Origin of the sequence: Jannaschia marina (genome assembly GCF_013404595.1) — a bacterium.
Taxonomy (GTDB): domain Bacteria; phylum Pseudomonadota; class Alphaproteobacteria; order Rhodobacterales; family Rhodobacteraceae; genus Jannaschia; species Jannaschia marina.
Genome location: NZ_JABVAX010000001.1, coordinates 627,939 through 643,743, shown reverse-complemented (window position 1 = coordinate 643,743; position 15,805 = coordinate 627,939). Strand labels below are relative to the sequence as shown.

At 69.7% G+C, this 15,805-nt stretch carries 20 protein-coding genes; 12 read left to right on the top strand and 8 right to left on the bottom strand.

The window, feature by feature from the left end:
- The first annotated feature begins 51 nt into the window (after positions 1 to 51).
- The 7 genes from HSX43_RS03340 (at position 52) to HSX43_RS03310 (ending at position 3,459) form a co-directional block, all read left to right on the top strand.
- Entirely contained in the window at positions 52 to 792 is a 741-nt protein-coding gene (locus tag HSX43_RS03340) for an SDR family oxidoreductase (RefSeq protein ID WP_179378656.1), read from the top strand.
- Positions 793 to 802: 10 nt separating this feature from the next.
- Positions 803 to 1,156, top strand: coding sequence for a cupin domain-containing protein (locus tag HSX43_RS03335; RefSeq protein WP_179378655.1), 354 nt, complete (start codon positions 803 to 805; stop codon positions 1,154 to 1,156).
- 3 nt (positions 1,157 to 1,159) lie between these two features.
- Positions 1,160 to 1,465, top strand: coding sequence for a hypothetical protein (locus tag HSX43_RS03330; protein WP_179378654.1), 306 nt, complete (start codon positions 1,160 to 1,162; stop codon positions 1,463 to 1,465).
- Position 1,466: 1 nt separating this feature from the next.
- The gene (locus HSX43_RS03325) at positions 1,467 to 2,444 is read left to right on the top strand and encodes a P1 family peptidase (RefSeq protein ID WP_179378653.1); all 978 of its coding nucleotides are present in this window, start codon (positions 1,467 to 1,469) and stop codon (positions 2,442 to 2,444) included.
- A gap of 234 nt (positions 2,445 to 2,678) precedes the next feature.
- A complete protein-coding gene (locus tag HSX43_RS03320) occupies positions 2,679 to 2,888 on the top strand; it encodes a hypothetical protein (RefSeq protein WP_179378652.1) in 210 nt (69 codons plus the stop codon).
- 72 nt (positions 2,889 to 2,960) lie between these two features.
- Positions 2,961 to 3,146 (top strand): hypothetical protein, encoded by a 186-nt coding sequence (locus HSX43_RS03315; protein ID WP_179378651.1) that lies wholly within the window; start codon positions 2,961 to 2,963, stop codon positions 3,144 to 3,146.
- Positions 3,147 to 3,270: 124 nt separating this feature from the next.
- Positions 3,271 to 3,459, top strand: coding sequence for a hypothetical protein (locus tag HSX43_RS03310; protein WP_179378650.1), 189 nt, complete (start codon positions 3,271 to 3,273; stop codon positions 3,457 to 3,459).
- On the opposite strand, the gene HSX43_RS03305 is transcribed toward HSX43_RS03310, so the two are convergent.
- Complete coding sequence (locus HSX43_RS03305; protein WP_235962456.1) at positions 3,460 to 3,906, bottom strand: nucleoside deaminase; 447 nt, start codon at positions 3,904 to 3,906, stop codon at positions 3,460 to 3,462.
- Between the two features lie 73 nt (positions 3,907 to 3,979).
- Here HSX43_RS03305 and HSX43_RS03300 point away from each other — a divergent pair, with 73 nt between their 5' ends.
- Complete coding sequence (locus tag HSX43_RS03300) at positions 3,980 to 5,206, top strand: pseudouridine synthase (RefSeq protein ID WP_179378649.1); 1,227 nt, start codon at positions 3,980 to 3,982, stop codon at positions 5,204 to 5,206.
- 12 nt (positions 5,207 to 5,218) lie between these two features.
- Here HSX43_RS03300 and HSX43_RS03295 read toward each other — a convergent pair whose 3' ends face one another.
- The 5 genes from HSX43_RS03295 to ftsY are packed head-to-tail and all read right to left on the bottom strand — an operon-like array spanning position 5,219 to position 9,235.
- Positions 5,219 to 5,833: an inner membrane-spanning protein YciB gene (locus HSX43_RS03295; protein ID WP_179378648.1), complete on the bottom strand. Its 615-nt coding sequence runs from the start codon at positions 5,831 to 5,833 to the stop codon at positions 5,219 to 5,221.
- 37 nt (positions 5,834 to 5,870) lie between these two features.
- A complete protein-coding gene (locus HSX43_RS03290) occupies positions 5,871 to 6,767 on the bottom strand; it encodes an EamA family transporter (RefSeq protein WP_179378647.1) in 897 nt (298 codons plus the stop codon).
- 22 nt (positions 6,768 to 6,789) lie between these two features.
- Positions 6,790 to 7,245, bottom strand: coding sequence for a hypothetical protein (locus HSX43_RS03285; RefSeq protein WP_179378646.1), 456 nt, complete (start codon positions 7,243 to 7,245; stop codon positions 6,790 to 6,792).
- A complete protein-coding gene (locus HSX43_RS03280) occupies positions 7,242 to 8,045 on the bottom strand; it encodes a hypothetical protein (protein ID WP_179378645.1) in 804 nt (267 codons plus the stop codon). Before HSX43_RS03280 ends, HSX43_RS03285 begins: the two co-directional genes overlap by 4 nt.
- Positions 8,046 to 8,095: 50 nt before the next feature.
- Positions 8,096 to 9,235 carry a signal recognition particle-docking protein FtsY gene (gene ftsY, locus HSX43_RS03275; RefSeq protein WP_179378644.1) on the bottom strand — a complete coding sequence of 380 codons (1,140 nt, stop codon included), beginning with the start codon at positions 9,233 to 9,235 and terminating at the stop codon, positions 8,096 to 8,098.
- A 90-nt stretch (positions 9,236 to 9,325) separates the two neighbouring features.
- On the opposite strand from ftsY, the gene HSX43_RS03270 reads away from it, so the two are divergent.
- Positions 9,326 to 10,204, top strand: coding sequence for a lytic transglycosylase domain-containing protein (locus HSX43_RS03270; RefSeq protein WP_235962455.1), 879 nt, complete (start codon positions 9,326 to 9,328; stop codon positions 10,202 to 10,204).
- Between the two features lie 6 nt (positions 10,205 to 10,210).
- On the opposite strand, the gene HSX43_RS03265 is transcribed toward HSX43_RS03270, so the two are convergent.
- On the bottom strand, positions 10,211 to 11,899 hold the full coding sequence (locus HSX43_RS03265) for an NAD(P)H-dependent oxidoreductase subunit E (protein ID WP_179378643.1): 1,689 nt from the start codon (positions 11,897 to 11,899) through the stop codon (positions 10,211 to 10,213).
- A 189-nt stretch (positions 11,900 to 12,088) separates the two neighbouring features.
- Here HSX43_RS03265 and HSX43_RS03260 point away from each other — a divergent pair, with 189 nt between their 5' ends.
- On the top strand, positions 12,089 to 13,126 hold the full coding sequence (locus tag HSX43_RS03260; RefSeq protein ID WP_235962454.1) for an alkane 1-monooxygenase: 1,038 nt from the start codon (positions 12,089 to 12,091) through the stop codon (positions 13,124 to 13,126).
- Between the two features lie 27 nt (positions 13,127 to 13,153).
- The gene (locus HSX43_RS03255; protein ID WP_179378642.1) at positions 13,154 to 13,567 is read left to right on the top strand and encodes a hypothetical protein; all 414 of its coding nucleotides are present in this window, start codon (positions 13,154 to 13,156) and stop codon (positions 13,565 to 13,567) included.
- A gap of 94 nt (positions 13,568 to 13,661) precedes the next feature.
- On the opposite strand, the gene hemC is transcribed toward HSX43_RS03255, so the two are convergent.
- A complete protein-coding gene (gene hemC, locus HSX43_RS03250; RefSeq protein WP_179378641.1) occupies positions 13,662 to 14,606 on the bottom strand; it encodes a hydroxymethylbilane synthase in 945 nt (314 codons plus the stop codon).
- A 136-nt stretch (positions 14,607 to 14,742) separates the two neighbouring features.
- Here hemC and hemE point away from each other — a divergent pair, with 136 nt between their 5' ends.
- Positions 14,743 to 15,771 carry a uroporphyrinogen decarboxylase gene (gene hemE, locus HSX43_RS03245; protein ID WP_179378640.1) on the top strand — a complete coding sequence of 343 codons (1,029 nt, stop codon included), beginning with the start codon at positions 14,743 to 14,745 and terminating at the stop codon, positions 15,769 to 15,771.
- Positions 15,772 to 15,805 lie beyond the last annotated feature (34 nt).

Sequence of the window (15,805 nt, the reverse complement as noted above, 5' to 3'; positions counted from 1 at the left end):
GCGATTGCGCGGGCCCGCCCGCTCGGGCATCAAGACGCAAGGGAGGACGCGATGAGACTGGACGGCAAGACGGCGATCGTGACGGGCGGGGCCTCGGGTTTCGGGCGCGGCATCGTGGACACCTTCGTGGCCGAGGGCGCGCGCGTCCTGATCGCGGATCGCGACACCGAGGGAGCCGCCAAGGTCGCCGCGGCGCAGGGCTGCGACTGGGCCGCGATGGACGTGGCCCGCGCCGACGACTGGGCGGCGCTGACCGAAAGGGCCATGGCGGACTGGGGGCGGATCGACGTACTGGTCAACAACGCGGGCATCACCCACCTGCCGCAACCGATGGAAGAGGTCTCGGAAGAGGAGTTCGACCGTGTCCTGACGGTGAACGCCAAGTCGGTCTATCTCTCGGCGCGGACGGTCGTGCCGCGGATGAAGGCCGTGGGGTCGGGCGCGGTCCTCAACGTGGCGTCGACGGCGGGCGTTTCGCCGCGCCCGAACCTCAACTGGTACAATGCCTCCAAGGGCTGGATGATCACCGCGACCAAGGCCATGGCGGTGGAGCTTGCGCCCCATGGCGTGCGGGTGAACTGCCTGAACCCGGTCGCCGGGGACACGCCGCTTCTGGCGAGCTTCATGGGCGAGGACACGCCGGAGATGCGCGCGAAGTTCCTCGCCACCATTCCGCTCGGCCGGTTTTCCACCCCGCAGGACATGGGCCACGCCGCCACCTTCCTCTGCTCGGACGAGGCCGCGATGATCACCGGGGTCGGCCTCGAGGTCGACGGCGGCCGCTGCATCTGAGGAGAGCGCCATGAAGGTCACGCTGGACGAGAAGCTGGCCCGTATCCGCACCCACTGGGATCCGCATGTCGTCGCGGACTACAACACCAACGATGTGATGGTCGTGAAGTTCAAGGGAGAGTTTCCCTTCCATTCGCACGCGGACAGCGATGATTTCTTTCTCGTCCTGAAGGGCGAGATGGTCATGGATATCGAAGGGGAGGAGAGCGTGCCGCTCGGACCCGGGGACCTCTACGTGGTGCCCGCCGGCGTGCGCCATCGCCCGCGGGCCGAGGTGGAGGTCGAGGTTCTCCTGATCGAACCCAAGGGCGAGCCGAACACCGGCGATGCCGACGCGCCCGCCGCCCCGAAGCCGCGGCTCTGAGCGATGCGGTTCCGTGTCTCCATTGGGGTGCTGGCGGGCGGATTCGCGACGCAGCAACTGGCCTTTGCCCATCTCCTCGACGTTGCCCCGGAGGCCGATTTCGATCAGGTCGAGGTTCTTCTGCCGCCCGCCGCGCGGCGGCTCGCGCAATACTTCGATCCAGGCGACGGGCCGGAGGTGTCGGAAACGGACGCGCTCGTCCTGCTGCTGCCCGGCGCTCATGTGCACCTTCGACCGACCGACCGGCTCCGCGTCGTCGGTCGCTTCCCCGGCTGGATCACCCGCGCGCTTCTGCCCGAGGCGGAGTGACATGCGCCCCGGCCCCCGGAACCTCATCACCGACGTCGCCGGCCTGCGGGTCGGCAATGCGCAGGACGAAACGCTACGCAGTGGCGCGACTGTCCTTCTGGCCGACGCCCCCTTCACGGCGGGCGTCCATGTCATGGGCGGAGCCCCCGGCACGCGGGAAACGGATCTTCTCGCCCCCGACAAGCTGGTGCAGGAGGTCGACGCGCTCGTCCTATCCGGCGGCTCGGCCTTCGGGCTCGACGCGGCGTCGGGCGTCGCGGATGGACTGCGCGCCATGGGGCGGGGCTTCGCGGTCGGCGACATGCGGGTGCCCATCGTGCCGGGGGCCATCCTCTTCGACCTCCTGAACGGCGGCGACAAGCTCTGGACGCACAATCCGTATGGCGGCCTCGGGCGGGCGGCCCTGGACGCGGCCGCGACCGACTTCGACATCGGCACAACCGGAGCCGGCTTCGGGGCGACGACGCTCGACCTCGCGGGCGGGCTCGGTTCGGCCTCCGCCATGCTCGACTGCGGCGTGACCGTCGGCGCGCTGGTCGCGGTCAACGCGCTCGGGCGGACCTGCGACGACGCCGGCCGCTTCTTCGCGGCCCCCTGGGAGATGGGCGAGGAGTTCGGCGGCCGCCCGGCCGGCCAGCTCGATCCGGCGTGGGAGCCCTATGGCGACGCGACACCGGGCCGTTCGACCACCATTGCCATCATCGCGACAGATGCCGCGCTGACGCAGGCCGAGGCGACGCGACTGGCCACCGCCGCGCACGACGGCATGGCACGCGCGATCCAGCCGAGCCACACGCCGCTCGACGGCGATCTCGTCTTCGCGGCGGCGACGGGGGCAGTGCCGCTGCCCGATCCGGTCTGGGATGCGCTGCGCCTTGGCCACGCCGCCGCCGGTTGCCTTGCCCGCGCCATCGCGCGGGGCGTCCACGCCGCGCGGTCCGGATTCCGGCCCGCGTGGCGGAAACGGTTTGGACGCTGATCGACGGGTACGGTCTCCGACCACCATCGGATCTCAAGGATCACGCGAATGCGACGGGGTCTCACGCAACCTTGAGGTTGGTGCGACACGCAGGCACGACCTCCGCATGAGCGCACCGAAAATTACGAATATTCACGCCGTCGTGCATTGTTAGTGAGTAAGGTCGAGCGCATATCCCTTGCATCACGCGGCCGGCAGGGTCGCATCGCAACGCAAGACCTACAGGAGACCACCATGAAGTTCATCGCCCTCATCGCCGTTCTCGCCACCCTCTCGGCCCCGGCCTTCGCCAACACCGACGTCATCGCGAAGTTCAACCAGAGCAAGGAAGGCGGCGACGTGATCGTCTCGACCACGCCGGCCACCCGCGGCGACGCCGCGCACAGCGCCACCGCGCAGGCCATCTTCGACCGCATCCAGGCCGCCAACGCCGAAGACGAGTAATTCCCCCGGCCCGCCCCGTCTCCGGGACGGGCCACCCCACCACCGGCAACCACCCGAAGGAAGGACAGCACGATGTACCATCTTGCAAAGCCCGCCCTGCTGGTCGCCGCTCTCTCCGCCCCCCTGGCCCTGGGCGTCAGCCCGGCCCTCGGTGACGAAGCAGCGGCCCAGCCGACGCTCACCACCATCAAAAGCGACCGAGGCGTACACAGCGCCAAGGCGCAGGCGATCTTCACCAAGATCGCGGCAGAAGACTGAAGCCCTTTCCCCCTCGTGCTTCGGTGAGCGCCGGTCCGCCACTCCGTCGGACCGGCGCTTTCGCGTTTGAACCTTTTTGGCATGCGACGCGTTCGGATTGCATCACCTGCAACGGAGAGACCCGATGACACGCACCACCCTTCCCCTCCTGATGACTGCCCTCATGGCGCTCGCGGCCTGTAACACCGCCGGTGGCGGTCAGGCTGCCGCGCCCGGAACAACTGCCCCGGTGGGGGAAGATGCCGGTCCCTGCCCTCAGGGGTCCGACCTGACGTCGACGGGCACCTGCGTGACCGACGAATCCGAAGACTGATCAGCCGCGCCGCCCCGCGAAGAACTCCCGCAGAAGGGCGGCGCAGGCCTCCGCGTCGATCCCGTCGTGGATGTCGGGGCGGTGGTGCGTCTGCGGATGCGTGAAAACGCGTGCGCCGTGGAGTACGCCGCCAGATTTCGGATCGGCCGCCCCGAAATGGAGACGATCCAGCCGTGCGTGGGCAACCGCCTGCGCGCACATCGCGCAGGGCTCCAGCGTGACCCAGAGCGCGCAGCCCGTCAGCCGCTCTTGCCCCAGTGCCACACATGCCGCGCGGATCGCCAGCATCTCCGCGTGGGCGGTCGGGTCGTTCAACTCACGTGTCCGGTTCCCTGCCCGGGCGAGTACATCCGCCCCCCGGGTGACGACCGCGCCGACGGGCACCTCGCCGCGCAGGGCAGCGGCGCGCGCCTCTTCCAGCGCGTCAGGCATGAACGAACGGAACATCCCCCGCCCATGCCCCGCGCCGCCGCCGCACGCAAGGCTTTCCCCGACCGGGCAAGAGGCGTAGATCGCCCCCATGACGGACAAAACGGACAGAGCCGGCGAGCGGATCGCCAAGGTCATCGCCCGCGCGGGCCTCGCCTCGCGCCGGGACGCCGAACGCATGGTGACCGACCTGCGCGTGACGGTGAACGGGCGGACGGTGTCGAACGTGGCGCACAACGTCGTGCCGGGAGACCGCGTGGCGGTTGACGGAAAGCCGCTGCCGACGCCCGAGGGCGCGCGGCTCTGGCTCTACCACAAGCCCGCGGGCCTCGTGACGACCGAGAAGGACGAAAAGGACCGGGAAACCGTCTTCGATGCCTTGCCGCCGGAACTTGGCCGTGTGCTCTCGGTCGGGCGGCTCGACCTCAACTCCGAGGGCTTGCTTCTCCTGACGAACGACGGCGGCTTGAAACGGCAACTCGAATTGCCGGCCACCGGCTGGCTGCGCCGCTACCGCGTGCGGGTGAACGGAACGCCGGAGGACGCGGTTCTCGACCGGCTCCGCACGGGCATCACCGTCGAGGGCGACGACGGACCGGAGACCTTCGCGGGCATGCAGATCACGCTCGACCGGCAGCAGGGGGCGAACGCCTGGCTGACGGTGGGCCTGCGCGAAGGGCGCAACCGCGAGGTGCGGCGCGCCTTCGCCGCCGTCGACCTCTACGTGAACCGCCTGATCCGGGTGAGCTACGGCCCGTTCCAGCTGGGCACCCTCGCCGCCGGTGCCGTCGAGGAGGTCAGGCCCCGTGTCCTGCGCGACCAGTTGGGCGATACCTGGGACGGAGAACTGGCGGAAGCCCGGAAGGAGAGCCCGATGCCGGAAGAGAAAGAGGACGCCCGTGCGGGGCGCGACGGCAAGGGAGCCGGCAAGGGCCGCAAGCCACGTCCGTCGGGCGACCGCCTGATCGACAAGGGAAAAGGCGGACGTCGCGGTCGTGACGACGAACGGCCGCGTTTCGGCAAGGGCAAGCCCGCCGGCAAGCCGCCCCGTGCAGACCGCGCCGATCGCGCGGCCCGCCCCGACAAGCCGCGAACCGGCAAGCCTCCGGTAACCCGCAACGACGGGTCGGGAAGTCGTCCGGACCGCGCCGCGCGCCCGAAAGACAGCACGCCGCGCGAGACGAAGGCCGAACGGACCGCGCGCCTGCGGGCCGACACCTCTGTCAGCCTGCGCAAAGGGGGTCAGCGAGGGCGCGGCGTCTCGAAGCCACGCAAGGCCCCGTCAAAGAAACGAATGAAGAAGCCTGACGACGAATAGGCTGGCCCCGCCTCAGGCCTCCTCCTCGTCGTCGTCGAGCGCGTGCGCCTTGAAGAGGCCGGCCTGCGCCATGAGGAAGGCGAAGAGCGCGACCGGCATGTCGAAGGTCTTGAAGGTGACCCAGATGTCGGTCGACAGGAACCGCCAGACCAGCTCGTTCGCGACGGCGAGCGCAACGAAGAACCAGGCCATCCGCTTCGTCAGGATCATCCAGCCCGTCTCGTTGAGCGGCAGCGCCTCGGAGAGCACGTCAGCCAGGAAGCTGCGCCCGCGCAGGAGCCCCGCGAAGAGGATGCCGGCGAAGAGCAGGTAGAGCAGTGTCGGCTTCACCTTCAGGAACCGCTCGTCGTTGAGCCAGACCGAGAGCCCGCCCATGATCGTCACGAGGACGGCAGTGAAGATCTGCATCTTGCTGAGCGTGCCCGTCAGCCACCAGAGGATGCCGGTCGTCAGAAGGATGAGCGGGATGAACAGCGCCGTGACGACGATGAAACCGCCGTATTCGTTGCCGCCGATCAGATAGGTCTCGTCCTTGAGGTAGAAGTAGCCCGCGAAAAACAGCAGGACGGGCCCGAGCTCCAGCGTCGTCTTGACCCAGCCGGGCACGTCCTTGGTCTCTGCGGTCATGGCGGCGCTCCTCGTCGTTTGGCATCATCTAGGGGCTTCAGCCGCCGAACTCCACCACCACCGCGCCGAAAGCAATGAGCGCCATGAGCAGGAGACGCCGCGGCCCCACGGCCTCCTTCAGGAGAAGCCAGCCGATGAGGGCGGCGAAGACCGTCGACGTCTCCCGCAGGATCGCCGCCTCCCCCACACTGTCGAGGCGCGTGGCCATCATAATCGAACCGAAGGAGCCGAGCGCGACCACCGCCCCAACGAGCGAGAGGCGTATCAAAGCGGGCTCCGGCCGGTGCCATTTGCCGCGCAGGGCGGCGATCAGGGGGAAGTCGATCGAGGTGAGCATGAAGAACCAGGCGAGGAAGGTAAACGGGTTCTCCATCGCGCGGATGCCCCAGGCGTTCCAGGTGGTGTAGACCGCCACCAGAAGCCCGGTCAGAACCGCGAGACCGAGCGCCGGCCCGAGCGTCGCGCGGTCGACCGTGATCTTCGCCATGTTGTAGGCCGAGAGCCCGAAAAGCCCGGCCAAGAGGAGCGCGACGCCGAGCCATTGGAGCCCCGTGAAGCTCTCGCCGAAGATGAGGCCCGCGCCGAAGACGGTGAAGAGCGGGCCCGTCCCCCGCACGACCGGGTAGACGACGGTATAGGCCCCGCGCTGATAGGTCGCCCCCTGCAACGCCTTGTAGGTGAACTGGATCGCGACCATCCCAAGGAGTACCCACCAGAGCGCGAGCGGCGGCCAGGGCACGACGAAGAGCGCCACGGGCGCGGAGAGCGCGAAGATGCCGACGTCGATCGCCGTGCGCGACGTCCAGGGATCGTAGGTTCCGCCCTTCTGCAACGCCCCGAAGAGCGCATGGAGAAACGCCGCCGCCAGCGCGAGCAGCAGGGCGACGTTGTGACCGGTCTCCGTGCCCTCGATGGCGGCGATCCAGTCGGTCACCGCCGCGATCCCGGCGCGACCGTCATCGCAGGACCTCTCCGACCGGCCCGAGGGCCAGAAGCGTCGAGAGGAGGACCGGCGCGCGCATCTCGCCCATGTAGATCACCGCCTCGGTCGGCAGGGGCGGGGTCCGCGCGAACATTTCGACCAAAGCTCGGACGATCCTCTCTTCGAGGCCCGTTTCGCGGTACTCCGCGCGAACACCCAGCATCTCGATCGCTGCGACGCGCAGGTCGCGGGCGAGGCCCCGCGGCACGAGACGGGCGCGCAGCTCCGTCGCGGCCGGGTCGAGTTCGACCAACGCACCCTGACCGATCAACAGCTCGCGGTCGCGCGCCCAGACGGCGGAATGACCCGCGAAGCCCCAGGGACAGCCACCCCGATCCAGAAGCCCCGCCGCACGCAAGAAGTCGTCGCGCTCTCGGTCCGACCTGGGGGCCAGTTCCGGGCCGATCCTGAGGGTGGCGAAATCGCTCACGGGGCGTCCGGCGTCCAGAAGAGTTCGAGCTCGGCCGCCTCGGCCACGCGGGCGGCGAAATCCGGTGTCAGACCCCCGGCGAGCGCGGCCCCGGTTTGAAGCGCGGCGATGCCCCGACCGCCGAGCCGCAGCTCCAGCACACCGCGCGGATGCGGCAGCGCGTCCACGAATGCGCGTGCTTCGGCCGCGGCCTCCGCCTGACCAGCCGCTGCGAACCCGTCGAGCGCCACCTCGGCCTGCGTCCGAAGGGCAGCCACCTGCGGCTCGGCCGGCACGGTCAGGTCGAGTAGCGCGGAGCCGAGTGGCAACAACAGAAGCGCCTCGAACATCCCGTCGAAGGCGATCTCCACGTCGAGCGCCTGCACCGTTATCGCCGCCACGGCCACGGGGTCGACGGGCCAGACCTCGGGCACGCCGGCGATCCGGGCCGTCAAGGTCAACTCGTTCGTCTCGTCCATGGCGAAGCGGAAGGCGTTGACGCGCAGGACGCCCCCTTCGGACGTCGCATCGAAGCCGAGGCTCATGCCGGGATGCGCCTGCTGCCGCATGAGCCAGGCGAGGCCCGGCATCTCCTCGACCACCGGGTCGATCATCAGGCCGGTCACCCCGCCCGACAGCCGCCGGGGGAGCGCGTCGGGCAGCGCATCGACGTCGCCCCCGAGCGTCACGCGCGCCGCCCGCCAGGTCGCCGGGGCGACGCCCCACCGCACCTCGCCCAGTACGCAGACGCCCGCGACCGCATCGACCGTCTCGACCTCGACCGGCAGGCGCGAGACGAGGGCCTCGCAGTCTTCGATCATGGCGGCCCCCGCGGGCGCGGCCAAAGCCGCGATCAGCGCCGCCAGTCGCCTCACGCGTCGAGACCCACGAGCGCGGCGGCGAACTCCTCGGGGTCGAAGGCGTCGAGGTCGTCGATCTGCTCGCCCACGCCGATCGCGTGGATCGGCAATCCGAAGCGGTCGGCCAGCGCGACGAGGACACCGCCCTTCGCCGTGCCGTCGAGCTTCGTCATCACGAGGCCCGAGACGTCGGAGAGCTTCTTGAACACATCCACCTGCGTCAGCGCGTTCTGCCCCGTCGTGGCGTCGAGCACGAGGAGGGTGTTGTGCGGCGCCGACGGGTCCTTCTTGCGGATGACGCGCACGATCTTGGCCAGTTCCTCCATCAGGTCGGCCCGGTTCGACAGCCGCCCCGCCGTATCGATCAGGAGGAGGTCGGCCCCGTCGGCCTCGGCCTTCGTCATCGCCTCGAAGGCGAGGCTCGCCGGGTCGGAGCCCTCGGGCGCGGTCAGCACCGGCACGCCCGCGCGCTCACCCCAGACCTGAAGTTGCTCGACGGCGGCCGCGCGGAAGGTGTCGCCGGCGGCGATCACCACCGATTTCCCGGCCGCCTTGAACTGGCTGGCGAGCTTTCCGATGGTCGTCGTCTTGCCCGAGCCGTTGACGCCCACCACGAGCACGACCTGCGGCCGCTGCGGCGTGAGCGGCATGGGCCGCGCGACCGGCTCCATGATCCGCGCGATTTCCGTAGCCATCAGGCGCTTGATTTCCTCGGACGACAGCTTCCGGCCCATTCGCCCCTCGGCCATGTTGGCGGTCACGCGAAGTGCCGTCTCGACGCCCATGTCGGAGGCCACCAGCAGATCCTCGAGCTGTTCGAGCATCTCGTCGTCGAGGACGCGCCGGGGTACGGAGGCCGGAACCGCGCGCCCCATGAGACGGCCGAGCAGGCCCGGCTTCGCGGCCGGGGCCGGCGTCTCCTCGGCCGGGATCGGATCGGGCATCGCGGTGACGGGCGGGGGCGCGGGGGCCGGAGTCGGCTGAGGCTCCTGCGCGATCTCTGCCGCCGGCTCTGGCTCCCGGGGTGGTACGGGCTCCGGTTGCGGCTCGGGCACCGTCTCCGCTCCCTCCTCGACGATCGCGTCGAGACCTTCCTCCAGCTTCGACGACGACCGCGTCAGACGATCCTTGAGTTTCTTGAAGAACGACATGCGCAATCCCCTTTGCCCCCACCTAATATGCCCGGAGCCGCGACGAAAGTGCGGTTGACAGCCCCCTGCCCCGCGCCCGACCGTCCGCCCATGCTGCGCGCGTTCCTGATCCTGCTGCTTCTGGCCTCGCCCCTGCGCGCCGACCCGCCGCCGGCGATCGCCTGTTCCGAGGGCCTTGCCGGGCCGCGCCATTGCATCCGGGCCGACCGCTTCGCCGCCGACGTCTGCCGCCAGATCGAGGCCGAGGCGCGGCTGAACGGCCTGCCGCCCGGCTATTTCGCCCGCCTCCTCTGGCAGGAGAGCCGCTTCGACCCGAATGCCGTCAGCCCTGCGCGGGCCATGGGCATCGCGCAGTTCATCGCCTCGACCGCGCGGCTGAGGGGGCTCGACGATCCGTTCAATCCCGCCGATGCCATCGAGAAGTCCGCAGCCTACCTGGGCGAGATGACGGGCCGCTATGGCAACCTCGGCCTCGCCGCGATCGGGTACAACGGCGGTGAACGGCGGGCGGAAGGCTGGATCGCGCGGACCGGTGGGCTGGCGCGCGAGACGGTCGACTACGTGCGCATCATCACAGGCGAGACCGCAGAGACCTGGCGCGACACCCCGCCCGAGGCCCCGGAGTTCGCGCTCGACGGGGAAACCCCGTTCCAGGAAGCGTGCCTTGCCATGGCCGCGAACCGCCGGGTGACGCCGCTTGCCGCGCCGCCGCCGCGGGTGTCGCCCTGGGGTGTCCAGGTGGGTTACGGCACCAGCGAGGGCAGCGCCCGCGCCGCCTACGATGCGCTGAGCCGGGCGTGCCGCCGCGCCGCACCGGCAGGCCGCCTGGAGTTCATCCCGCAGGCGCGCCGGGGCCGCGCGACGGCCATCGTCGCGGCGCGCATCGGGGCCGACAGCCGCGCGCAGGCGATCCGGCTCTGCCGGGCAATCTCGGACGCGGGCTGCCTCTGCCGGGCCTATCGGAACTGAGCGGGCTCAGATCTCTTCGGGGAAATGCTTCATCACGAGGCGGATCGGGTTCGGCGCGGCCTGACCCAGCCCGCAGATCGAGGCGTCGACCATGGCCTGGCTCACCTCCTCCAGCAGCGGCTGATCCCAGCTTTCCGCCTGCATCAGCTTCACCGCCTTCTCACAGCCGACCCGGCAGGGCGTGCATTGCCCGCAGCTCTCCGCCTCGAAGAAGCGCAGCATGTTGAGGGCCGCGTCCCGCGCGCTGTCCCGGTCGGAGAGAACGACGACGGCCGCCGAGCCGATGAAGGTGCCGTGCGGCTGCAGCGTGTCGAAATCGAGCGGCACGTCGGCGAGCGTGGCAGGCAGCAGCCCCGACGACGGCCCGCCCGGCTGATAGGCCTTGAAGACGTGCCCGTCGAGCATCCCGCCCGCGGCCGCGATGATGTCGGTGATGGTGGACCCTGCCGGCAGCAGATGGACACCGGGGCTCTTGACCCGGCCGGACACGGAATAGCTCCGCAGGCCCGTGCGCCCGTTTTTCTCAACCGAGGAGAGGATCTCCGGGCCTTCGCGCAGGATGCGCGCGATCCAGTGGCAGGTCTCGATGTTGTGCACGAGCGTCGGCCGCCCGAAGAGGCCCACCTGCGCGACGTAGGGCGGGCGGTGGCGGGGCAGCCCGCGCTTGCCCTCGATCGACTCGATCATCGCGGATTCCTCGCCGCAGATGTAGGCCCCGGCCCCGCGGCGCAGCTCCACATGACCGGGTTCGATCAGGCCCGCGGCTTCGAGCGCGGCGATCTCGGTGGCGAGGATCTGCAGTACCGCCGGATATTCGTCGCGCATGTAAAGGTAGATGCGCTCCGCCTCGACCGCCCAGGCGGCGATGAGCATCCCCTCGAGGAAGAGATGCGGCTGGCGCTCCAGGTAGTAGCGGTCCTTGAAGGTGCCCGGCTCGCCCTCGTCCCCGTTCACGGCCATCAGGCGCGGCCCGGCATTGGCGCGCACGAAGCCCCATTTCTTGCCCGACGGGAAGCCCGCGCCGCCAAGACCGCGCAGCCCCGAGGCCGCGATGGTCTCCTGCACGGCTTCCCAATCGCCACCCGCGCGCAGTTCGGCGAGCTTGGCGTAGCCGCCCTCGGCGCGGTAGGCGGCGAGCGGCTGGTAGTCGGGAACATCGGCGTGAAAATCGCCCGCCGCGATCGTCTTCGCGACAAGCTCGGGCGTGGCGTGGTCGACGTGGCGGTGGCCGATCTCCAGCACGGGCGCGGTATCGCAGCGGCCCATGCAGGGCGCGCGGAGGACGCGCACTTCCTTCGGGTCGTGGCCCGCCTCGAGCGCCTCGATCAGCGCCTCGGATCCGGCCAACTCGCACGAGAGCGAATCGCAGACGCGGATGGTCAGGCTCGGCGGTACCGGATCGTCTTCGCGCAGCGGGTCGAAATGGGCATAGAAGGTCGCCACCTCCCACACCTCGGCCATGCTCAGGCGCATCTCCTCGGCCAGCGCGCGCAGGTGCGCCGCGCTCTGGTGGCCATATTCGTCCTGGATGAGATGCAGAAACTCGATCAGCAGGTCTCGCCGACGCGGCCGGTCGCCCATAAGTGCGCGCACCTCCGCGAGTGCGGTGTCGTCGTACTGGCGCCCCTTCGGCGTCGCACGGCCCCGGCCCTTGCCGGATTTCCAAACGCCCTTGGTGTCCTGTCCGTCCAGCATGGCTCTCTCCCGATCGGCTTGCCGCCACAATAGGCGCACGACCGGAGCCCGCGTTACGCGAATGCGACCCCGGCACCCCTGTTTGCGCAGCCTCAGCGCGACCTGCAAGACCGGGGCGCGACCATCGGTGCCATTCTTTTTCCCGATTTTGGGGTATATGGTGACGCGTGTTTACGATTGGAGAACTGGTTGCTTTCTCTCGCCCCCTATCTTGCCGCGCTCGGTCTGTCGGTCGCGCTCCTGGTCGGGGGGGCTCTCTGGGACGGCGCGTGGGATTTCGCCTCGCTTCTCTGGATGGCCGTGGTCGTCGCGGGCCTCGATCACATCCTGCCGGAACACAGCGATGCGCCGGACGCGGGTCAGGCCAAGGCCCTGACCGTCGGGCTGGCCGTCACGCATTTCCCCCTGCTCGCGCTCGCCGTATGGACGCTTGCGGAGGGCGGGCCGGTTCTGAACTGGATTGCCTATTTCGCGGCCGCGGGCCTCTATTTCGGCCAGATCATGAATTCCTGCGCCCACGAACTCATCCATGCAGGCGGCCGGATCCGCCGCCACCTCGGCCGCTGGGTCTATGTCACGCTCCTCTTCGGGCACCAGACCACGGCGCATCCCGGCGTTCACCACGTCCACGTCGCGACGCCGGAGGATCCGAACACCGCCCGCTATGGCGAGAGCTGGTGGATGTTCTGCTTTCGTGCCTGGCACGGCTCGTTCTGGAAGGGGCTTGCCGTCGAGAAGCGCCGGCAGCGGGCCAGGGGCCGGCACGGCTGGAACTGGCGCAACCCCTACTGGGTCTACCTCGGCGGGGGCTGGGCGGCGATGGGGCTCGCCTGGGCGACGCTCGGTGGGTCGGGCCTCGCCGCCTACGTCGCGCTCTGCCTGCTGGCGCAGAGCCAGCTTCTGATCACCGATTACGTCCTGCACTACGGGATGCGCCGCGCGCGTCTGGGCGAGCGTTACGAGCCGGTCGGGCCGCAGCATTCCTGGAACGCGCCCCATGTGGTGACGAACCTGCTGACCCTCCACGCGCCGCGCCATTCCGATCATCACGCCCACCCGACCCGCGGCTTCGAGGAACTCGGGATCGGGACCGAGGCACCGCTTCTGCCCTATTCGCTCCCGGTGATGGTGACCTTCGCGCTCTGGCCCTGGTGGTGGCGGCGGGTGATGAACCCCCGCGTCGAGGCGCTGGCGGTCAAATCCCCGATGGACAGCGCCGCCGCCTGAGGAGACACTGGCGCAAAGGAGATCCCGATGCGCGCCATTTGCCTTGCCAGCCTCGCCGCTCTCGCTGTCCCGGCGCTGCCCGCCGCCGCCGAGCGAATCGTGTCGGCCGAAGAGTTCAGCCAGATGGTGACGGGCAAGACGCTGCATTTCGACAGGGGCGGCGCGCCCTTCGGCTCGGAGCAGTACTTCGAGGACAAGCGCGTCATCTGGGCCTTCGAAGGGGGCGGCGAGTGCCAGCGCGGCATCTGGTTCGAGAACCGCACCGGGCAGATCTGCTTCGTCTACGATACCGATCCCGCGCCGCAGTGCTGGGATTTCCTCGAGGCGGATGACGGGCGCTTCCACGCGCGGCTCGACGGGGCAGATCCGGTGGAAGATCTCGTGACGCGCAACGTCACGCGGGAACCACTCGACTGTCCCCTGCCCGACCTTGGTGTCTGAAGCGGGGACGGCGTTCGGGAGGCCGATAGCCGCGCCTTGTCCGAGCGGAGCCTCCGGTTACTCTGAAAACAGACAAGCGGCGACGCCCGTGACGCTAGTTCCGCCAGTCGAAGAACCCCCTTGGCGCGCGGCCGAGCAGGTCTTGTGCAAGACGGCAGCCGAGATCGGCTCCCTCCGTGACCGGGCAGTCGCCCTCCACGGTCAGCACATCGGAGCCATCGGGGCGCAGGATCTCGCCGCGGAAGCGGAGGGTGTCGCCGTCGAGCTCGGCGAGGCCGGCGATGGGCGTTTCGCAGCTGCCGTCGAGGGTTTTGAGGAATTCGCGCTCGCAGTCGAGGCGCCGACCGGTCGGCGCATGGTGGATCGCGGACAACATCTCGGCGGCATTGTCGTCGGCCGCGCGCCGCTCGATCCCGATGCAGCCCTGCGCACAGGCCGGCAACATGTCGGCCGGATCTGTCGGGTGACGCGGCACCTCGGTCATATCGAGCCGGTTGAGCCCGGCCATGGCGAGGAAGGTCGCATCGGCCACCCCGTCGCCCAGCTTCTTCATCCGCGTCTGCACGTTGCCGCGGAACTCCACCAGCTTCAGATCGGGCCGCCGAAGCGCCAGTTGCGCGCGCCGTCGCAGGGAGGAGGAGCCGACGACGGAGCCTGCGGGCAAATCCGCCAGGGTCTTGCCGTCGAGCGTGACGAAGGCATCGCGCACATCCTCGCGCGGGAGGTAGCAGTCGATGACGAGCCCCTCGGGCTGCAGCGTCGGCATATCCTTCATCGAATGGACTGCAATGTCGATGACGCCGGCGGCCAGCGCCTCCTCGATCTCGCGGGTGAAGAGGCCCTTGCCGCCGATCTCCTTGAGAGGGCGATCGAGGACGCGGTCGCCGGTCGTCTTGATGACCTCGATGGCAAAGGCCGCTTCGGGCAGGTCGAAGGCGGCCATGAGCCGCGCGCGGGTCTCGTGCGCCTGCGCGAGCGCCAGCGGCGAGCCGCGGGTGCCGATGCGCAGGGGGGCATCCGGAGTGGGCAGGTCGGGCATTCGTCTCGCTTTCGTCCGGCGGGCCGCGTGAGTTGACAGCGCCCCCACGGCGGGGACAAGTCAGGTTGACACTACCTGCCCGTCCCGCACGGGTGCTGTCCAGCCCCGGACGGCGAACCCCGCAAAGGAAGATGACGTGACCAAGACGATCCTGCGCGCCCTCGCCGGCGAGACGCTCGACACCCCGCCGATCTGGATGATGCGCCAGGCGGGCCGCTACCTGCCCGAGTATCGCGCGACACGGGCCGAGGCGGGGGACTTCCTGTCGCTCTGCTACAACCCCGACCTCGCCACCGAAGTCACGCTGCAGCCGATCCGGCGCTATGGCTTCGACGCGGCGATCCTGTTCGCGGACATTCTCCTCCTGCCGCAGGCGCTCGGGGCCGACCTGTGGTTCGTGACCGGGGAGGGACCGCGCCTGTCGACGGTGACGGGACCGGACGACCTCGCGAAGCTCAAGGGCGTCGACGACATCCACGAGACGCTCGGGCCGATCTACCAGACTGTGCGGAACCTCTCCGGCGCGCTACCGGCGGAGACGACGCTGATCGGTTTCGCGGGGGCCCCCTGGACGGTCGCGACCTACATGATCGCGGGCCGCGGGACGCCCGACCAGGCCCCGGCCCACGCGCTCAAGGCCGAGGACCGGGCGACCTTCGAGGCGCTTCTCGACCTGCTGACGAAGGGCACGATCGAATATCTCTCGCGCCAGATCGAGGCGGGCGCGGAGGTCGTGAAGATCTTCGACAGCTGGGCGGGGTCGCTCTCGGGCGAGGACTTCCGCAAGTACGCGCTGGAGCCCGCGCGGGAGATCACCGCCGCGCTCAAGGCACGGCACCCGGGCATCCCGGTCATCGCCTTCCCGCGCGAGGCCGGGAACGGCTACGTCGGCTTCCACGCCGCGACCGGAGCCGATTGCGTTGCGGTGGACGATTCCGTCGATGCGGCCTGGGTCGCGGAGAAGGTGCAACCCGGCGGCTGCGTGCAGGGCAATCTCGCCTCGCGGCATATGGTGACGGGCGGGGACGATCTCGTCTCCGAGGTGCGGCGCATCCGCGACGCACTGTCGAACGGGCCGCATATCTTCAACCTCGGCCACGGGATCACGCCGGACGCGGACCCCGAGAACGTGACGCTGATGATCGAGACCCTGCGCGAGAAATAGCTTTCGCGACTCGGGCCGCGGGTCTACCCCGGAG

What these genes read in the sequence shown, in the direction of transcription:
- HSX43_RS03340 (WP_179378656.1), top strand. Translation starts at nt 52, where the DNA reads ATGAGACTGGACGGCAAGACGGCGATCGTGACGGGCGGGGCCTCGGGT.
- HSX43_RS03335 (WP_179378655.1), top strand. Translation starts at nt 803, where the DNA reads ATGAAGGTCACGCTGGACGAGAAGCTGGCCCGTATCCGCACCCACTGG.
- HSX43_RS03330 (WP_179378654.1), top strand. Translation starts at nt 1,160, where the DNA reads ATGCGGTTCCGTGTCTCCATTGGGGTGCTGGCGGGCGGATTCGCGACG.
- HSX43_RS03325 (WP_179378653.1), top strand. Translation starts at nt 1,467, where the DNA reads ATGCGCCCCGGCCCCCGGAACCTCATCACCGACGTCGCCGGCCTGCGG.
- HSX43_RS03320 (WP_179378652.1), top strand. Translation starts at nt 2,679, where the DNA reads ATGAAGTTCATCGCCCTCATCGCCGTTCTCGCCACCCTCTCGGCCCCG.
- HSX43_RS03315 (WP_179378651.1), top strand. Translation starts at nt 2,961, where the DNA reads ATGTACCATCTTGCAAAGCCCGCCCTGCTGGTCGCCGCTCTCTCCGCC.
- HSX43_RS03310 (WP_179378650.1), top strand. Translation starts at nt 3,271, where the DNA reads ATGACACGCACCACCCTTCCCCTCCTGATGACTGCCCTCATGGCGCTC.
- HSX43_RS03305 (WP_235962456.1), bottom strand. Translation starts at nt 3,906, where the DNA reads ATGTTCCGTTCGTTCATGCCTGACGCGCTGGAAGAGGCGCGCGCCGCT.
- HSX43_RS03300 (WP_179378649.1), top strand. Translation starts at nt 3,980, where the DNA reads ATGACGGACAAAACGGACAGAGCCGGCGAGCGGATCGCCAAGGTCATC.
- HSX43_RS03295 (WP_179378648.1), bottom strand. Translation starts at nt 5,833, where the DNA reads ATGACCGCAGAGACCAAGGACGTGCCCGGCTGGGTCAAGACGACGCTG.
- HSX43_RS03280 (WP_179378645.1), bottom strand. Translation starts at nt 8,045, where the DNA reads ATGATCGAAGACTGCGAGGCCCTCGTCTCGCGCCTGCCGGTCGAGGTC.
- ftsY (WP_179378644.1), bottom strand. Translation starts at nt 9,235, where the DNA reads ATGTCGTTCTTCAAGAAACTCAAGGATCGTCTGACGCGGTCGTCGTCG.
- HSX43_RS03270 (WP_235962455.1), top strand. Translation starts at nt 9,326, where the DNA reads ATGCTGCGCGCGTTCCTGATCCTGCTGCTTCTGGCCTCGCCCCTGCGC.
- HSX43_RS03265 (WP_179378643.1), bottom strand. Translation starts at nt 11,899, where the DNA reads ATGCTGGACGGACAGGACACCAAGGGCGTTTGGAAATCCGGCAAGGGC.
- HSX43_RS03255 (WP_179378642.1), top strand. Translation starts at nt 13,154, where the DNA reads ATGCGCGCCATTTGCCTTGCCAGCCTCGCCGCTCTCGCTGTCCCGGCG.
- hemC (WP_179378641.1), bottom strand. Translation starts at nt 14,606, where the DNA reads ATGCCCGACCTGCCCACTCCGGATGCCCCCCTGCGCATCGGCACCCGC.